General features: G+C 43.4%; 16 protein-coding genes and 2 riboswitches. Of the genes, 2 read left to right on the forward strand and 14 right to left on the reverse strand.

What is annotated here, in order from left to right:
- The first annotated feature begins 1,291 nt into the window (after positions 1–1,291).
- Positions 1,292–1,639 (forward strand): DUF1622 domain-containing protein, encoded by a 348-nt coding sequence (locus ANCC_RS10665; RefSeq protein WP_006565752.1) that lies wholly within the window; start codon positions 1,292–1,294, stop codon positions 1,637–1,639.
- Here ANCC_RS10665 and ANCC_RS10670 read toward each other — a convergent pair.
- The 4 genes from ANCC_RS10670 to ANCC_RS10685 form a co-directional block, all read right to left on the reverse strand.
- A complete protein-coding gene (locus ANCC_RS10670) occupies positions 1,636–2,814 on the reverse strand; it encodes an aminotransferase-like domain-containing protein (protein ID WP_006565753.1) in 1,179 nt (392 codons plus the stop codon). The two genes, ANCC_RS10665 and ANCC_RS10670, sit on opposite strands and share 4 nt — an antisense overlap.
- A 134-nt stretch (positions 2,815–2,948) precedes the next feature.
- Positions 2,949–3,965 carry a nucleoid-associated protein gene (locus ANCC_RS10675; RefSeq protein WP_233458301.1) on the reverse strand — a complete coding sequence of 339 codons (1,017 nt, stop codon included), beginning with the start codon at positions 3,963–3,965 and terminating at the stop codon, positions 2,949–2,951.
- 93 nt (positions 3,966–4,058) lie between these two features.
- On the reverse strand, positions 4,059–4,847 hold the full coding sequence (locus ANCC_RS10680) for an anthrax toxin lethal factor-related metalloendopeptidase (RefSeq protein ID WP_247881545.1): 789 nt from the start codon (positions 4,845–4,847) through the stop codon (positions 4,059–4,061).
- Positions 4,848–4,950: 103 nt separating this feature from the next.
- A riboswitch (cyclic di-GMP riboswitch) is annotated at positions 4,951–5,037 on the reverse strand.
- A 197-nt stretch (positions 5,038–5,234) separates the two neighbouring features.
- A riboswitch (cyclic di-GMP riboswitch) is annotated at positions 5,235–5,325 on the reverse strand.
- 102 nt (positions 5,326–5,427) lie between these two features.
- On the reverse strand, positions 5,428–6,354 hold the full coding sequence (locus ANCC_RS10685) for an AraC family transcriptional regulator (protein WP_165353863.1): 927 nt from the start codon (positions 6,352–6,354) through the stop codon (positions 5,428–5,430).
- Positions 6,355–6,470: 116 nt separating this feature from the next.
- On the opposite strand from ANCC_RS10685, the gene ANCC_RS10690 reads away from it, so the two are divergent.
- Positions 6,471–7,133 carry an HAD family hydrolase gene (locus tag ANCC_RS10690; RefSeq protein ID WP_006565759.1) on the forward strand — a complete coding sequence of 221 codons (663 nt, stop codon included), beginning with the start codon at positions 6,471–6,473 and terminating at the stop codon, positions 7,131–7,133.
- A 46-nt stretch (positions 7,134–7,179) separates the two neighbouring features.
- On the opposite strand, the gene ANCC_RS10695 is transcribed toward ANCC_RS10690, so the two are convergent.
- The 10 genes from ANCC_RS10695 to ANCC_RS10740 form a co-directional block, all read right to left on the reverse strand.
- Positions 7,180–8,025 (reverse strand): CPBP family intramembrane glutamic endopeptidase, encoded by an 846-nt coding sequence (locus ANCC_RS10695; protein WP_006565760.1) that lies wholly within the window; start codon positions 8,023–8,025, stop codon positions 7,180–7,182.
- Between the two features lie 3 nt (positions 8,026–8,028).
- Positions 8,029–8,937 (reverse strand): helix-turn-helix transcriptional regulator, encoded by a 909-nt coding sequence (locus ANCC_RS10700; protein ID WP_039946183.1) that lies wholly within the window; start codon positions 8,935–8,937, stop codon positions 8,029–8,031.
- A gap of 161 nt (positions 8,938–9,098) precedes the next feature.
- On the reverse strand, positions 9,099–10,136 hold the full coding sequence (locus ANCC_RS10705; RefSeq protein ID WP_006565762.1) for an electron transfer flavoprotein subunit alpha/FixB family protein: 1,038 nt from the start codon (positions 10,134–10,136) through the stop codon (positions 9,099–9,101).
- A gap of 26 nt (positions 10,137–10,162) precedes the next feature.
- Positions 10,163–10,945: an electron transfer flavoprotein subunit beta/FixA family protein gene (locus ANCC_RS10710; RefSeq protein WP_006565763.1), complete on the reverse strand. Its 783-nt coding sequence runs from the start codon at positions 10,943–10,945 to the stop codon at positions 10,163–10,165.
- A gap of 15 nt (positions 10,946–10,960) precedes the next feature.
- A complete protein-coding gene (locus ANCC_RS10715) occupies positions 10,961–12,112 on the reverse strand; it encodes an acyl-CoA dehydrogenase (RefSeq protein ID WP_006565764.1) in 1,152 nt (383 codons plus the stop codon).
- Between the two features lie 19 nt (positions 12,113–12,131).
- Positions 12,132–12,971 carry a 3-hydroxybutyryl-CoA dehydrogenase gene (locus ANCC_RS10720; protein WP_006565765.1) on the reverse strand — a complete coding sequence of 280 codons (840 nt, stop codon included), beginning with the start codon at positions 12,969–12,971 and terminating at the stop codon, positions 12,132–12,134.
- Positions 12,972–13,016: 45 nt separating this feature from the next.
- Positions 13,017–13,793: an enoyl-CoA hydratase-related protein gene (locus ANCC_RS10725; protein ID WP_006565766.1), complete on the reverse strand. Its 777-nt coding sequence runs from the start codon at positions 13,791–13,793 to the stop codon at positions 13,017–13,019.
- A 25-nt stretch (positions 13,794–13,818) separates the two neighbouring features.
- Positions 13,819–15,000 (reverse strand): acetyl-CoA C-acetyltransferase, encoded by a 1,182-nt coding sequence (locus ANCC_RS10730; RefSeq protein ID WP_006565767.1) that lies wholly within the window; start codon positions 14,998–15,000, stop codon positions 13,819–13,821.
- A gap of 437 nt (positions 15,001–15,437) precedes the next feature.
- Positions 15,438–15,860, reverse strand: coding sequence for a DUF2000 domain-containing protein (locus ANCC_RS10735; RefSeq protein ID WP_009290552.1), 423 nt, complete (start codon positions 15,858–15,860; stop codon positions 15,438–15,440).
- A 187-nt stretch (positions 15,861–16,047) separates the two neighbouring features.
- Entirely contained in the window at positions 16,048–16,494 is a 447-nt protein-coding gene (locus ANCC_RS10740; RefSeq protein ID WP_006565770.1) for an Hsp20/alpha crystallin family protein, read from the reverse strand.
- Positions 16,495–16,564: the final 70 nt, after the last annotated feature.

Genomic DNA, 16,564 nt, shown 5'->3' on the forward strand with positions numbered 1-16,564 from the left:
GAGCCGAATGGAAATCGTGTAGAAAATGGACGTAATATCTACTGGATAAATACTTATCAAACGATCGTTGAATAGCTTTTTTTATTCAGAGAATACTTATCCATCAGACATTATGTCCATTTTTACCAGTTCGTAGGCATTGCATTAGAAGCAAGGTTCGTTTACTTCTTTCAGAAAAGGTTCAGAGGCAAGGAGGGGAGGTTCGATTCACCAAATTTGCACTTCGCCTGCGGCTCCTGCTCATTAAGTTCCTTCCAACGGGCCGCTGGAGAGACTTTGCTGAAAGTTGGAAAATCTTACCTTCCTGAGACAGCAAGCCGCAGAACTGGTAAAAATGTCATGACATACAGAAAAATACCCTGGCAGTTAAACATTGACTACTTTTCTGTGCCTAACTATCAGGGTATATCTTATTTCTGTTACTGTTTATCGATGTCCTTGCGGATGCGGGAGCCGTTTATGGAAAATTTCAATACAACTCTTGTTACTGTTTATCTGAACTCTGTCTGGAAACATAGAGGTGAATGATGTTATTTCAATACAACTCTTGTTACTGTTTATCCAACGCTTTTAAGCCATTCTTCCATTTCATTATAGCCAGTTTTCCTGATAAAATCAACGTTTCTCTAAATATTTCCCAACCGTCATCAATTTTCTCACATTTTTCTCCAATACACCTTCAAATGGCTATTTCCCACGGTTTGTATGCAATTATCAATTTTATAGGTTGGGAAATCAGTATACCTTATCGCGCAGAGCGCGCCACCCGAAGAGTATGAAATACAGTGTGCCCTTTGGTATGACATTTTGACCAGTTTTCCGGCTTGCTGTCTCAGAGATGTAAGATTTTCTAACTTTCAGTAAAGTCTCTGCGGTGGCCCGTTCGGAACTCGCTGGCGCGGGGGCGGCCTCACTGTGCTTTGCACACCACCTCCGAGCCTTTTCTGAAAGAAGAAAAACTAACATCTCTTCGAATGCAAGGCCTCCAAACTGGTCAAAATGGACGTAATATCTACTGGATAAGTATCCACCAAACACATGGAACCGTCCAACGATAGTTTTTTAGCACTATTGGAGGAACGCATTTCAAAGCGTGACGGAAATAGTGGAGAAAAACTATCGCAGGTGGCACCTTTGATTTCTAAGCAGCCTGCTCCAGCAAATAATATGTCCATTTTCTACACGATTGGAGTGAGGCATTCTAAGAGCTGAACGGAAATCGTGTAGAAAATGTCATACTATATCTGAATGAAATCTTACAAATATGCAGACGATAAAATGAAGCTATGTTATGAAAACACAGAAAGCGTACAGCAATATGCCTGATCATCTTTTAACAGAAACTGTGATGCTCTGCATCCACCTCCTGGAACTTTTCGGGATCTTTGTCATCGTCTTTGGCTGTATCAAAGCTTTTCTCCAGTATCTCCGGGCAGGATTTACCACAGAGGGAAGGGAGATCAAGCTGGAATTGGCCAAAATTCTGGCTTTTGCCCTGGAGTTTAAGCTGGGAGGTGAAATACTCAGGACCGTCATCACGAAAAACATGAACGAACTTTATATGCTTGGAGCTGTCATCCTTTTGAGATCTTTTCTGACTCTGGTGATCCACTATGAAATCAAATTCGAGTCAGATTAATAGCTCTCCATCAGTCTGCCGAGCCGGCGGATGCCCTCCCGGATCACCTCCGGCTCTGAATTCGTATAATTTAAGCGGAATGTAGGCACCGGCTTCTGATCATCCACATAAAATGGATTTCCCGGCACAAAAGCGACCTTTTCTTTCATCGCACGGTCGAACAATTCGAGGGATGACTCGCCTTCCGGAAGAGATCCCCATACAAACATGCCTCCCTTCGGCATGGTGTAGGTAACAGTGTCCGGAAAGAAATCTTTCATCGCCTGAAGCATAGCATCGCTCTGCTCTTTATAAAGGGTTTTGATTTTGCCGATGTGTTCATTTAATTCATGGTTCATGAGATAATCGTACACTGCATACTGAGCAAAAATATTGCTGTGCAGATCAGCTGCCTGCTTTGCGGTCACAAGATGCTGCATCAGTTCTCTGTCTTTCGTGCAGATCCATCCAAGTCTCATTCCCGGTGTGATAATCTTTGAGATCGTCCCGAAGAGCACACTCTTTTTCAGGCCGAACGATCCGATATAGGGAAGCACTTCTCCCTCAAACTTCAGCTGTCCATACGGATCATCCTCGATCAAATAGGCAGAATAACGGTTTAAAAGAGCACACAGTGCTTTTCTTTTCTCCACAGAATATGTAAGTCCGGTTGGATTCTGAAAATTCGGAACCGTATATAAAAGTTTTACATTCCTCTCCTCCAGGATCTGCTCCAGTCTGTCCAGATCGATCCCGTCGTCCAGAAGAGGCACCGGACAGAAATCTGGTTCAAATACGGTAAACGCCTGAATCGCCCCCAAATAGCCGGGTTCTTCGATCGCAAGCGCGTCACCGGGATTGATCAGCACCTTTCCCATCAGATCCAACGCCTGCTGCGACCCTGTCGTAATCAGCACATCGTCTGCCTGTACATCCATCCCGTATTCGTCCCGGTATCTCTCTGCCACCCATTCCCTGAGCGGCCGGTAGCCTTCCGTGCTGGAATACTGGAAAACCTCGTCACCAAATTGGTCTATAACCCGTTCCATAGACTGTTTAAGTTCTTCCTTCGGAAAGGAAACCGGATTAGGCAGTCCTCCTGCAAAGGAGATGATGTCATCCTGCTGGATAACTTTTAATATTTCCCTGATAAAGGATGCGGGGGTGTTTAAGATTCTTTCTGAAAACTGTGTCATACTTTTGTACCTCTTCTTTCTGCGGTGATGTAAGAAAAGCCCTAAACCGGCTGTCCGGCTTAGAGCGCCCTAATAAATTAATTTTGCTTATTATATGCCTTTCTCTCCTGTCTGTCAAGAAACCGAAAGGATACCTACTTTATCTTCACCTGTTCTATGTTTTTAATGATGATCGTGCTTCCTCCCCCCTGTTCTTCCAGGATCTCTACATTGTCTTTTGTAATATATTCTTCCATTGGGATCTTGACCTCGATCCCCGCGTCGGTCTCAAGAATCTGATATTCCAGCTTCTTTACGGTATTTTCTTTGGCCACCGTAAAGGTATCATACTGCAGGTCATATCTCTCGATGCGGTCATCAAACTCCTGTTTCTTCTCCGTGCTGTCCCCAAAGATCCTGTCGCCGATCTCGTTGACCCGAAACTCATTTTTTTCCGCAAATTCTTCTCTCAGCTTACTCCTGGCATCCAGCCGGTTTCTCAGCGGTTCATTCTCGTACCGGTTATTGATATCCGTGATCACCTTGTTTAAGATCTGGAATTTCTTTTTGGGAGCCATATCTGCGTGGCACTGGAGAAAGCGCTCAGAAATATAGTTTATCTTGTCGCCTGTCAGCATCTCAAACTTCTTCTCCACCAGCTGGACTTTATACTCCAGAAGATCCACAATTACAGCCTCCGTGAGCTTTGCCCCGTCCATAGGCATCACCCGCTGCTTTACAATGTCGTTGACTTCATTTTCTTCCTCTTTATGTATGTAAGTCTCCTTATAATTCATTTTCAGAAGCGCCAGATGTACAACACTGTATAACTGGAAACTGACCACGATCAGATCTGCCGCCGGAATTGTCACACTGTCGCACATAATATCAAAAAGACTCTCCGACAGTACACGGCTGGCTTCCACAAAGCTTTCATCCTCCTTTTCATCCATCGATTCCAAAAGGCTTAAGACCGGTGAAAGGCTTCCGTCAAACTGGCATTTTTTTGTGTCATCACTCTCCAGGATCTTAAATATATGGCCCCTGATAAATTCCATCAAGTCCGGTCCCAAATCCAGCAGGTCGTTGGACAGTCCAAGATACCCGTTGTGGCTGTCCAGAATATGGATAATCCCTTTTCTTATGATAATATCATCTCTCTGTATCTGCATGTTCATCCTACTTTCTATTAAATTTTCTTTGACCATTATACTAGAAAAAATCCGTCCGGACAACTCCGGACGGATCTCTATAACCCCTTCACCTTACATTTCTGCAAGGACATTTTTGACATATTCATAGGCTCTCGGGCAGTGGCTCTTTAAAGAAGCTCTGTTCATAGAATACTCTTTAAATACCTCTGCAAAGAACTCTTTGTTGTTTGATACCGCATATGCTCTGTTGTCGCCGGCAAAATTGTTCTTTTCTGCATTATAGATCGCTCTGAACTCTGCTGTGGAATCAGCTCTGTTGTTTACATATGCTACGAAGTGTCCTACCTCATGAATCAAAACTCTGTTGACATTATTCTTTACAACGATTTTTTTCTGAGATGGACTGAAGACTCCGTCTGCCCCTTTCAGTAAAGAAGAATTTGGATTTGTCTCGATGGCCATTCCCACTCTGTTGAATTCGCTGATTACCTTGTCATCGACAATCCCCTTCAGCTGGCTGATATTTGCGTTTCCTGCCTGTGCAAGATTTGTTGTTTTGATGACCTTCTTAATGGTTGTTGTTGTTTTGACCGTTTTTTTCTTTGCTTTTTTTGTTGTCTTTACAACAATATCCGTCTGAACTGTCTCTTCTACTTTTTTAGATACGCTTGTGATCACTTTTTTAGAAGTTTTTTTCGTTTTTTTGGTTGTGACTTTTTTGCGTTTTACTTTTTTCTTTAATTTATATGTCTTTGTTTTAACTTTTTTGGATGTACTTGTTTTGACTGTTACTTTACTGCTGGCTGCCTTCACAGGTGCTGCTGCGGCCGGAGCTGTGAATCCGACAACAAGCAAAACTGCCAATGCACTTACTAAAACTTTTTTGATTGCTTTTTTCATGATCATGCGCCTCCTATATTTCATAGACACAAGCCAGTGACCATCCTGATCTCTGGTACGAAAAAAGCACTCTGCTTATTTCATAACACATGAGCTTTCCTCATGCGGCAACCGGCTATCGTAATCTCTTAGAGATCTTAGACCCTTGGCTTTGTGTCACTACCTTTCGATAGTTTTACTAAATATTAAATTACTGATTAATTAACTTATCATTTCTGATGTGATTCTGTGCAGAATATTAATTAATCCAGCTTTATGAAATTTGGAGCATCTATCCGGAAGTAACCCTTCCAAATAAAAAAACCATCTGCAAAAAATTCTTTACAGACGGTTGCGCTTATAATCATATAAGATAGATAATTATTATCCATACACATTAATATATAATGTGGCAACCGGCTGTCATAATCCCCGTTTGGAGGACCTTAGACCCTTGGCTTTGTGTCACTATCTTTCAATAGTTTTACCGATGAATAATTCAATTGTATGATAAGACCCAGTTAGCTATTCTTATCTTAATTCTATTGTATGCTCTCTTTCACACTTTGTCAATGATTTTTGCTATAATATAGAAGAAAAATTAATTTTTAATGCAATGATTATTTTTTACGCGTTTATAGATCTCTTTGCTTCCTTTATACTTTGACGGTGTACAGCCCATTTTTTTCTTGAATACCTCAGTAAAATAGCTGCTTCCTGAAAAACCCGTTTTCTGTGCAATCTCTGTCATTGAGTACGTTCCTTCCTCAATCAAAATCAGGCTCCTGCGTATCCTGTATGTATTTACATATTCAATCGGACTTTCTTTCACCACATTTCTGAACATCCTGCAGCACTCACTCTGGCAGGACTGACATATCTCAGCGATATCTTTCAGGGTAATTTTCTTTGTATAATTTCTTTGTATATATGAAATTCCCTTTCTGATCCTCTCTGCATCTTTATTTATTGAGACAGCATTCCCTTTTTCTTCCCCCAGAGCCTTGACAAACTCCAGCCAAAGCAGGGAAAAGCCCGACGTCATCATCAGTTCAAATCCCTCCGGTCTCTCCTCATATATGCGGATTAGTTCTGCCAGCTGTCGCATCAGCCGTTTCTGCCATGGAATATCACCGTAAAACGGCACACAAGAGATCTCCGGATTGTTTATGACCGGTTCCATGAACTTTCGGTAGATCAGGCTTTCGGTACTTCCTCCCAGAAAAAAAGCTTCTGCCCTAACAACACCGAATCTGCACTCCAGTTTTCCTTTCATCTCAGCCATATGAAGTACATTCTGATTGATAAAAATTCCGTCTCCCTTTTTTAATTCATAAACCCGGTCCCCTGCCTCATAGATACATTCCCCTTCTGTGATGACAGAGAATTCAATTTCAGGGTGCCAGTGACACCGAAAATACCGATTATAATATCTGAAAAAGCTGTCGCTGCTGGCCCATATGGGAAATCGCTGGTCCAAAGTCTGATTCAATTCTCTGAAATTCTGATCTGTTTCAATTTGCCTCAATATATTCGCCCTCTCCTTCATAGGATTGTTATAAATCCGCCTAATATGCTGATATAATATCCTTCTGTTTCAAATTATAATGATAATAGAATAAAATTGCAAGGAGGCACACGAACATGATTCAAGGTGTAATTTTTGATATGGACGGGCTGATGCTGGACACGGAGACCCTGGCTATCCCCGCATGGCTTAAGGCCGGAAAAACTTATGGATTTCCCATCACAGAGGAGCAGGTGGCACATACTTTCGGCTTTTCTGTTCAAGGTATGCAGGAATACTTTATGTCTTTGTTCGGAGATAAATTCCCTTTTGAAAAAGCACTTCAAATAAGAAAAGATTACGTAAATGAATGGATTGATGAACACGGAGTCCCATTTAAACCCGGTCTGCTTGAACTTCTGCCGTTTTTAAAAGACAACGGCTACAAGATCGCCGTTGCCACATCCTGTGACCTGGAGCGTGTTACCCGCTACTTTCATCAGGGCGGGATCATGGATTTCTTTGACGCCGTGGTAACCGGGGAGATGGTCCCAAGAAGCAAACCACACCCTGACATTTTCCTGAAAGCATGTGAAGAACTGAGACTCGATCCGTCCGTATGCCTGGGGCTGGAAGACTCCCCTGCGGGATTGGAATCTATCTTCAGGGCCGGAATGACCGCCGTGATGATTCCTGATAAAATTCCTTATTCAGATAAACTCAAGGAGTTTACCGGCACTGTGCTCGGTGATCTGTCCGAGGTAATCACTTATCTTGAAAATGAAAGCAGGACCAGATAATTCCTGTCTGTTTACCCGCATGTCTGTCATACTGCTGATCTGTTTTTTATCGGTCAGCAGTATTTTCATTGTCTATCTCAAGAATTCTGCCCACATGATCTGTTTCAAAAAACATTTCTTTGTTTGCAAGGACGATCCCGACTGCAGCCACTGTAATGACAATGGTCTCTATACACTTTGTCTGGGGCGTCATAGCGATTTTTTCCTGAGAGAAATTTACGACGATATGAAAAAAGATGCTCGCCATCATACTCCGGTTATTCTTTACGTACACCCACGTCGTAATAAATCCCAGAGGGATTACACTGATAAAGAAATTTATTGCATAGCCGGTACCAAGCTGCAGAAGTCCAGCCTGATAAGACCCTTCGATGAAAAACAGTGGGATATGCCAGGCAGACCAAATGAAACCAAACAGGACAGATTCCCAAAACCAGCTTCCGTACTGGGCGATGGCGTCTTCCCCATACCCTCTCCACCCCAGTTCCTCTATAACAGAGGCAAGCAGTATCGTGAGAAGGGCTGAACTGCCCTTTATGGAAAAAGAAAATCCCTCGGCAAACGAAAACTGATCCAGACTCTGACCAAAAAATACAGACAGAAGAATTGAAACTGCAACAATACATACAAACAGGGTAAAAGCAGAAAACAGATTTACAGGATGTACGCGGTAAAATCCAATCAGCTTTCGCTTCAGGTCCGATTTAAGCGCCTTACTTTTGGACAGGAGAACCGTCAGTACTGCCGTTCCTGCCGGAACACACAATCCCAGGAACATCCATGTCATTGCCGCCTGATTATCTTTACAGACTGCTGCTGCCGTCCAGAAGGCCCATGTAAGTCCAAAGACAATCAGGTAAAACCGAATTGGGCGGTATTGATATTGGTTCATATCTCACACCTCAAATTCTGGTTCAGGGACCGCTTCGATGATCAGTTCGCTTTTCATACCATTCAGCTCGATCATATTGGTGCTGTCATCAATTTCTTCCTCTTTCACAGAAAAATCTTCTGCGGTACCGCCTTCTTTTTCGTAGTAAATATGATTGCCGATCCCTTTCTTTACGGCAAAGAACTCCATATTTTCGGGCACTGTAAGCCTCGAGGTCGATGAAAGCTGATTGATATCCAGGCGTCCGCAAAGCCCGGCACAGACAATGTTCATATCTTCATTGCTGTTGATCTCCACATGTCCTGTCACATCATGCACAAGTACTCTCTCTGTCTTTCCTGAAAACTCGATATTCTTTGCCTCCATGCGCGTAAGTTCCAGCACAGAAGTATTCCCGGAAATCTCCGCCTCGCCAGTATACTGCTGCGGAATCCAGATGAACACATCCAGTTCCTTTTTCGCCCTGGATTCCGTCATGTTTCCAAACCGACGGACATCAATATCAATCTTTTTCCTTACGTCATCGATCCGGACTTTAAAGACGGACTGAATCTCCTCAATCTGGTCCGACGCAAGGCGCACCCGGATCTTCTCACCTTTATATCCGCAGAGGGATACTTTCTTTGCTCCCGAAAAAGTAATATCGTAATTTTTCCCGCAGTCGATGTCATATTCCGTTGTACTGTCATATAGATAGTCACCTTTTTGTCTGCTTCTTTCTTCACTTTCAAGCAGCTCATCAATGGAAATGTCAAACAGAGACGCAATCGCTTTTACATTCTCTATGTCCGGCACTCCCGCTCCGGTTTCCCATTTTGTCACCGCCTGCCGGGATACCCGAAGCTTTTCAGCCATCTTTTCCTGAGACATCTTTGCCTGCCTGCGCAGGTCTTTTAATTTTGTTGAAAACATTTTATGTTCCTCCTCTGTTTTGATGGTGAAAGTATAGCAGTCAAAGTTTTTCCCAACAAGCAACTGTTGTTTACATATGAGTTTTTTATGCTACTTTCCGTAGCAAAAGAGGCCCTGCACGGATGCAGGACCTCTTTTGTGAGTTTTATTGATGTTTGTGATTATTTTACAACAGCTTTTAACTGTTCTGTCAGCATCGGAACGATCTTATTTAAATCTCCGACAATACCGTAGTCAGCCACGTCAAAGATTGGCGCTGTGTCATCTTTGTTGATTGCTACAATGATGTCTGCTTCTTCCATACCTGCTACGTGCTGGATAGCTCCGGAAATACCGATTGCAAAGTATACGTTCGGACGTACTGTCTTACCAGTCTGTCCAACCTGAATATCTCTCGGTTTCCATCCTGCATCTACGACTGCACGGGAGCAGCTTACTTCTCCGCCTAAAACTTCTGCTAAATCTTCTAAGATCTTGAAGTTTTCTGGACTTCCTACTCCACGTCCTCCGGATACAAGGATGTTGGCATCCATGATATCTACCACATCTGTCACAGATTTTACAACTTCCATGATCTCAACATATTTGTTGTCCGGTGTGAATCCAGGATTGAATTCGATGACCTCGGCTTTTGCACCTTCGATCTTATCGATCGCCTGCATAACACCAGGACGTACCGTAGCCATCTGAGGACGGTTGTCCGGGCAGGCAATAGTAGCGATCGTGTTTCCACCGAATGCAGGACGTGTCATCAGTAACTGATTGTGTTTCTGCTCTCTTCCAGGGATTGCAACTAATGGGAAATCACCGATTTCAAGGACTGTACAGTCAGCAGTAAGACCTGTTGCAACTCTCGCAGACACACGAGGTCCTAAGTCTCTGCCGATTGCTGTCGCACCAACCAGCATGATTTCCGGTTTGTATTCATTGATCACAGATGCAAGTGCATGAGTATAAGGCTCTGTTCTGTATTCTTTCAGTTCAGGATCATCAACGACGATTACCTTGTCCGCACCGTAAGCTGCAAGTTCATCTGCAAGGTCTTTCACTTCAGATCCAATTAATACAGCTGTTACATCAGTATCTAAATCTTTTGCAAGGTCTTTGGCTTTTCCAAGTAATTCAAAAGCGATGCCGCTTAATTCATTGTCTACCTGCTGTGCAAAGACATAAACTCCTTTATATTCTTCTAAACCCATTTTATTCACCACTTTTCCTTTTTAAATTAGATTACATGTTTTTCTTTTAATTTGTCCATGATATATGCTACGGATTCTTCAGGATCTAAGGTTACCTTTTCTCCTGCACCCTTACGAACCTTATCAGATGCTTTCGCGATCTTTGTAGGTGATCCGGCAAGTCCGATGTTTGCATCATCGACATCTTTTAAGTCTTTTCTTCCCCAAACAGTAACTTCTGCATCGTATGCATCGAAGATTCCGCCCGGTGTCATGTAACGCGGCTCGTTTAATTCAGAAAGTGCTGTGATCAGGCAAGGCATTTTTGCCTTTACAACATGATATCTGTCTTCATACTGACGTTCAACAACAACATTGTCTCCGTCAATCTTGATATCCTGAGCGTAAGAAATAACCGGAATATCCAGATGCTCTGAAATCTGAGGACCTACCTGTGCGGTATCTCCATCGATTGCCTGACGTCCTGTGATGATCAGGTCGTAGTCAAGATTTCGGATCGCACCTGCAAGCGTTGTAGAAGTAGCCCATGTATCTGCTCCTCCGAGAACTCTGTCTGTGACAAGGACTCCCTTATCTGCACCCATTGCCATAGCCTCACGTAAAACTTCGTCCGCTTTCGGAAGTCCCATTGTAAGAACTGTCACTTCTGCATCATATTCATCTTTTAATTTCAATGCTGCTTCCAATCCAGCTTTATCATCTGGATTCATGATAGTCAGCATCGCACCTCTATCCAAAGTACCATCCGGGTTAAATTTAACTCCGCCTTTAGTATCTGGTACCTGTTTTACACATACAACGATTTTCACAGTAAAGTACCTCCCTTATTTTAACAGATTTCCAGAAATAACCATGCGCTGAACTTCTGATGTTCCTTCGTAGATCTCAGTGATCTTAGCATCGCGCATCATACGTTCTACATCGTATTCTCTGATATATCCATATCCACCGTGTAACTGAACAGCTTTTGTTGTTACTTCCATTGCCACTTCTGCTGCATATAACTTCGCCATAGCTGCTTCCACACTGTATACTTTCTGTGTAGCTTTTGCCATCGCTGCTTTATAAACCAACAGTTTTGCAGCTTCAACCTTAGTAGCCATATCAGCTAACTGGAACTGTGTATTCTGGAACTGTCCGATTGTACGTCCGAACTGTTTTCTCTCTTTTACGTATTCAACGGTTGCTTCCAGCGCACCTTCTGCCAGTCCGAGAGCCTGGGAAGCGATACCGATACGTCCGCCGTCCAGAGTGTGCATAGCGATTCCGAATCCCTTGCCCTGTTTTCCTAATAAGTTTTCTTTCGGAATGCGGCAGTCTTCGAAGATCAGCTCATAAGTAGAAGATCCGCGGATACCCATTTTCTTTTCCTTTGTTCCAAAGGAGAAGCCTGGTGTTCCTTTATCAACGATAAATGCGGAAATCTCTTTTAATTTTCTTCCGCGTTTTTCGATGATGCCTGTAACAGCAATCACGATATAAACGTCTGCTTCTTTACCGTTTGTGATGAAGCATTTGGAACCGTTTAATACCCACTCGTCTCCGTCTAAGACAGCTTTTGTCTGCTGACCCTGAGCGTCTGTACCGGCTCCCGGCTCTGTAAGACCGAATGCACCTAATTTTTTACCGGATGCAAGGTCCGGAAGATATTTTTTCTTCTGTTCTTCTGTTCCGTAAGTCATGATCGGATCACAGCACAGAGAGGTATGTGCAGATACGATAACACTTGTAGTACCGCAAACTTTTGCTAATTCTTCCACACACATAACGTATGTAAGAGGATCACAGCCCTGTCCGCCGTACTCTTTCGGGATCGGGATACCAAGAAAACCGTTCTTAGCCATCTTCTGAGCAGTTTCTTTCGGGAACTGTTCTGTTTCATCCACGTCCTGTGCAAGAGGCTTTACTTCATTTTCGGCGAACTCTTTGAACAGAGTTCTTGCCATTTCGTGTTTCTTACTTAATGCGAAATCCATTTCTTATTCCTCCATTTAATTATTTACTATAATCGTAGAATCCTTTACCGGTCTTCTGACCTAACATACCGCCGCGTACCATTTTTCTCAGCAATGGGTGAGGACGATATTTGGTATCTCCAAACTCGTTGTAAAGTACTTCCATGATAGCAAGGCAAACATCTAATCCGATCAGGTCACCTAACGCCAACGGTCCCATCGGGTGATTAGCTCCTAATTTCATCGCTGTGTCGATACCTTCCACAGATGCCACTCCGTCTGCATAGATTCCGATTGCTTCGTTGATCATCGGGATGAGGATTCTGTTTACAACGAAACCAGCTGCTTCTTCTACCTGAACCGGTGTTTTTCCGATTTCTTTAGAGATCTCGATGATTTTGTCAACGGTCTCCTGAGGAGTATTGATTCCTGCGATTACTTCAACAAGCTTCATAACCGGAGCCGGATTGAAGAAATGCATACCGATCATCGGGCGGTCAAGTCCTGCTCCGATTTCAGTAATAGAAAGGGAAGATGTATTGGTAGCGAAGATTGCTTCCGGTTTGCAGATATCCTGTAATTCTTTGAATGTCTGCTTTTTGATCTCCATGTTTTCGATTGCTGCTTCCACAACAAGGTCACAGTCAGTGCAGATATCTTTTACGCCTGTTGTGATCTTTGCTAAAATGGCATCCGCTTTTTCCTGGTCCATTTTGCCTTTTGCAACTCTTTTTTCAAATCCTTTTGCGATTCTTGCTTTTCCGTTTGCTGCGAACTCTTCATTGATGTCGCAAAGGCAAACTTCATAACCTTCTGTCTGCGCAAATGCCTGGGCAATTCCGCTGCCCATTGTTCCAGCACCGATAACTCCAACTTTCATTATGATTCCTCCTGTATTTAAACTCTAATTGTTGCCTGCCAATGATTATTTATTTTTGAATCCGTCGACTTTCGTCTTGTTTAAGAATGCTTCCATGCCTGCTCTCTGGTCTTCACTCTCAAAGCAGCTTCCGAATGCTTTTTCTTCCACGACGATAGCCTGATCCATGTCCACATCCAGACCTTCATTGATGGCTTTCTTTGAAGCGCGGACTGCGATCGGAGCGTTCTTTGCGATCTTTGCAGCCATCTTCTTTGCTGCGTCTAAGAGCTCTGCCTGCGGATATACCGCATTGACGAGTCCGATTCTGTATGCTTCATCTGCCTTGATGTTGAATGCAGTGTAGATCATTTCTTTTGCTTTTCCAGCGCCTACGAGACGGGCAAGCCTCTGCGTTCCGCCGAATCCAGGAGTGATCCCAAGACCTACTTCCGGCTGTCCGAACACTGCATTTTCTGCACAGAGACGGATGTCACAGCTCATAGAGATCTCGCATCCTCCGCCCAGTGCAAATCCATTCACTGCAGCGATGGTCGGGATAGGAAATGTCTCTAACTTGCGGAATACGTCATTTCCTTTTTTACCGAACGCTTCTCCCTCTGCCTTTGTCAATGTACTCATCTCTGCGATGTCTGCTCCGGCTACGAAAGATTTGTCTCCTGCTCCGGTAAGTATTAAGGCTCTTGTATTTTCGAGATCAACAGCATCCAAAACTTCGTCAATCTCTCCGAGCACCTGGCTGTTCAGCGCGTTTAATGCTTTTGGACGGTTAATAGTGAGGATTCCTACAAAACCTTCTGTTTCATATGTGATGAATTCCATGGATTCATTCTCCTTTCAAATTAAATTAGTCCATTTCAACGATGGTAGAGCATCCCATACCGCCGCCGATGCAAAGTGTTGCAAGACCTTTCTTAGCTCCCCTGTCTTTCATTGCGTGAAGCAGAGTTACGAAGATACGGCATCCTGAAGCTCCAACCGGATGTCCGATCGCGATTGCCCCGCCGTTTACATTTAATTTGCTTAAGTCGAATCCTAAGTCTTTTCCTACTGCCACAGACTGAGCTGCGAATGCTTCGTTTGCCTCGATCAGATCGAAGTCATCGATGCTCATTCCTGTTCTTTCCATAACTTTTCTTGTGGAAGCGACCGGTCCGATACCCATGATCTTAGGATCTACACCGCCGAGTGCTCCGGCAACCCATGTAGCCATCGGTGTAACACCTAATTCTTTTGCTTTTTCTTCACTCATAACGACAACTGCTGCCGCACCGTCATTGATTCCTGAAGAGTTCGCTGCAGTTACCATTCCGTCTTTCTTGAATGCCGGTCTTAATCCTGAGATGCCCTCTGCTGTTGTTCCAGGACGAGGTCCTTCGTCTTTATTCACGATGATGGTTTCTTTTTTCTTCTTTACTTCTACCGGCACGATCTCTTCGTCGAACTTTCCGGCTTCCTGAGCTGCAACTGCCTTCTGCTGGCTTGCTGCTGCAAACTCATCTAATTCTTCACGGGTAAGTCCCCACTGGTCACAGATGTTCTCTGCTGTCATACCCATGTGATAGTCGTTGAATGCACACCATAATGCATCATTGACCATAGAATCTTTCAACACGCCGTTGTTCATACGGTATCCGAAACGCGCCTGATCTAATACATATGGAGCCATTGACATGTTCTCGCATCCGCCTGCTACGACAACGTCAGCGTCACCGCTTCTGATCATGTCTGCAGCCATGTTTACCGCTTTCAGTCCGGAACCGCATACAACGTTGATCGTTGTTGCCGGAACTTCGATCGGAAGACCTGCCTTGATGGATGCCTGACGAGCAACGTTCTGTCCTAAACCAGCCTGGATAACACATCCCATGTATACTTCATCTACCTGCTCTGGCTTAACATTGGCTCTGTTCAGAGCTTCTTTGATAACGATTGATCCTAAGTCAGCAGCCGGAGTTGTGCTCAATGCTCCGCCCATCTTACCTACTGCTGTACGACAAGCACTTGCAATAACTACTTTTCTTGACATATCAATTCCTCCATAATAATTCTGTGTTATATAGTGTTTGGCAGTTCCCCGCCGATATGTTAATAGTATCACAATCACTTTTTCATTTCAATTACAAATTTGTTTCAGGCCTTGCTACAGGCTTCATATCATCTTAAAAACTGCGTATTTAAGCCGTTTGTTTCGGTCTTTTGTATGCAGTATAGATTGTACTTTTTTAAATACAGCCATATGTTCGTTTTTTTATTTAGAAAACTTTTATATATTTTTAGACATTGTATCCCCTAAAATCAACTTAATATCGTCACAATTTTAACAATATGTTCTGTCTTTTTTCTCAGGAAACTAAAAAAAGATGGGCTGAAAGACCATCTTATAACCGGAGTTCCCATGAATTGGAGAACTATATAGGAAGACTTATCAAAACATCTGTGTACGTTTCCTTTTTTCTTTTGTTTTTACCTTAAAAGAGGCAGACTCCCGGTTAATTTATTCACCATCTTTTTAGGTCCGCAAAGAGCCACTCCAAGGTAATTGAGCTGTTCCCCCGGCGTCTTTGACATCTTTTCCGCGAACTCGTCATAAATCATACAGCTCTGTGCCAGATCCGAAAAATCTGCAGCGATGAGTTCGCTGAATTCGGGCTGGTTCACTTTTTCTCTTAGTTCTTTTAATACTTTCCGGCTGCCTTTTAAAACAGGAACGGGAAAAGTTATGATCCCCATATGTTCGTTTCCTCCGCTGTCCATGACATCCGTGCCTATAGCCCCCGGCATATGTTTCCCCATGGTCATACCAAGGATCACCCCTGTATTTACCGCAATCCCGGCAGGAAGCTCCCCGTCGATGACAACCACACATTTTTCATTCGCAATATCCATTTGATTCCTCCATTTGTGAACAGATTTTTTGACAGGCTCTATTGTAACCTGTACGGCAAGAAATTTCTTGTATGATATTGCTGTGTACAACCCGCGGAGCGTTATTTTATAGGAAAGATCGTAGAGCTTTCCTATGAAATAACAATACCGGGATGCCTTTTCAGCACCCCGGTCAAATCTTTCAGCGTTATCCTTCTATTGAAATGAACTCCTCTGACGGTACTTCTTTTCTTTCCTCGGCTTTCGGAAACCTCAGCACCAGTTCACCGTTGTCAAACTTTGCCCTGATATCTTCCTGTTTCAGTTCTTTTCCGACATAGAAACTTCTGCTGCACTGTCCGGAATAACGCTCTTTCCGTATATAGTTTCCCTCTTTGTCTTTCTCGTCTTTTACTTCGTTCTTTGCCGCACTGATAGTCAGATAACCGTCTCTCAGCTGGGCGGAAATGTCCTCCTTGCTGAAACCGGGAAGTTCCATACTTAATTCATATCCGTCTTCAGTATCTTTAATATCTGTCTTCATGCCGCGTTCAAAATCTCCAAAGCCAAAACGGTCAGCAGGAAATGCATTTTTAAACGCCCGGTCCATCCATCCGTCAAAAAGATTTTCTCCAAAAATACTTGGCATCAACATAAGTCATTCCTCCTATTCTATCTTCTGTGCGGGAATCCCGCACTGTTATATGTTGTTTATTTGTTCTATA

The organism is Anaerostipes caccae L1-92, from assembly GCF_014467075.1.
Classification (GTDB): Bacteria; Bacillota; Clostridia; order Lachnospirales; family Lachnospiraceae; genus Anaerostipes; species Anaerostipes caccae.

Bases quoted from the DNA above. Each gene is read 5' to 3' on its own strand.
- ANCC_RS10700 (WP_039946183.1), bottom strand. From the start codon at position 8,937: ATGTTTTCAACAAAATTAAAAGACCTGCGCAGGCAGGCAAAGATGTCT.
- ANCC_RS10740 (WP_006565770.1), bottom strand. From the start codon at position 16,494: ATGTTGATGCCAAGTATTTTTGGAGAAAATCTTTTTGACGGATGGATG.
- ANCC_RS10675 (WP_233458301.1), bottom strand. From the start codon at position 3,965: ATGCAGATACAGAGAGATGATATTATCATAAGAAAAGGGATTATCCAT.
- ANCC_RS10720 (WP_006565765.1), bottom strand. From the start codon at position 12,971: ATGAAAGTTGGAGTTATCGGTGCTGGAACAATGGGCAGCGGAATTGCC.
- ANCC_RS10715 (WP_006565764.1), bottom strand. From the start codon at position 12,112: ATGGATTTCGCATTAAGTAAGAAACACGAAATGGCAAGAACTCTGTTC.
- ANCC_RS10705 (WP_006565762.1), bottom strand. From the start codon at position 10,136: ATGGGTTTAGAAGAATATAAAGGAGTTTATGTCTTTGCACAGCAGGTA.
- ANCC_RS10680 (WP_247881545.1), bottom strand. From the start codon at position 4,847: ATGAAAAAAGCAATCAAAAAAGTTTTAGTAAGTGCATTGGCAGTTTTG.
- ANCC_RS10730 (WP_006565767.1), bottom strand. From the start codon at position 15,000: ATGTCAAGAAAAGTAGTTATTGCAAGTGCTTGTCGTACAGCAGTAGGT.
- ANCC_RS10725 (WP_006565766.1), bottom strand. From the start codon at position 13,793: ATGGAATTCATCACATATGAAACAGAAGGTTTTGTAGGAATCCTCACT.
- ANCC_RS10665 (WP_006565752.1), top strand. From the start codon at position 1,292: ATGAAAACACAGAAAGCGTACAGCAATATGCCTGATCATCTTTTAACA.
- ANCC_RS10735 (WP_009290552.1), bottom strand. From the start codon at position 15,860: ATGGATATTGCGAATGAAAAATGTGTGGTTGTCATCGACGGGGAGCTT.
- ANCC_RS10670 (WP_006565753.1), bottom strand. From the start codon at position 2,814: ATGACACAGTTTTCAGAAAGAATCTTAAACACCCCCGCATCCTTTATC.
- ANCC_RS10690 (WP_006565759.1), top strand. From the start codon at position 6,471: ATGATTCAAGGTGTAATTTTTGATATGGACGGGCTGATGCTGGACACG.
- ANCC_RS10695 (WP_006565760.1), bottom strand. From the start codon at position 8,025: ATGAACCAATATCAATACCGCCCAATTCGGTTTTACCTGATTGTCTTT.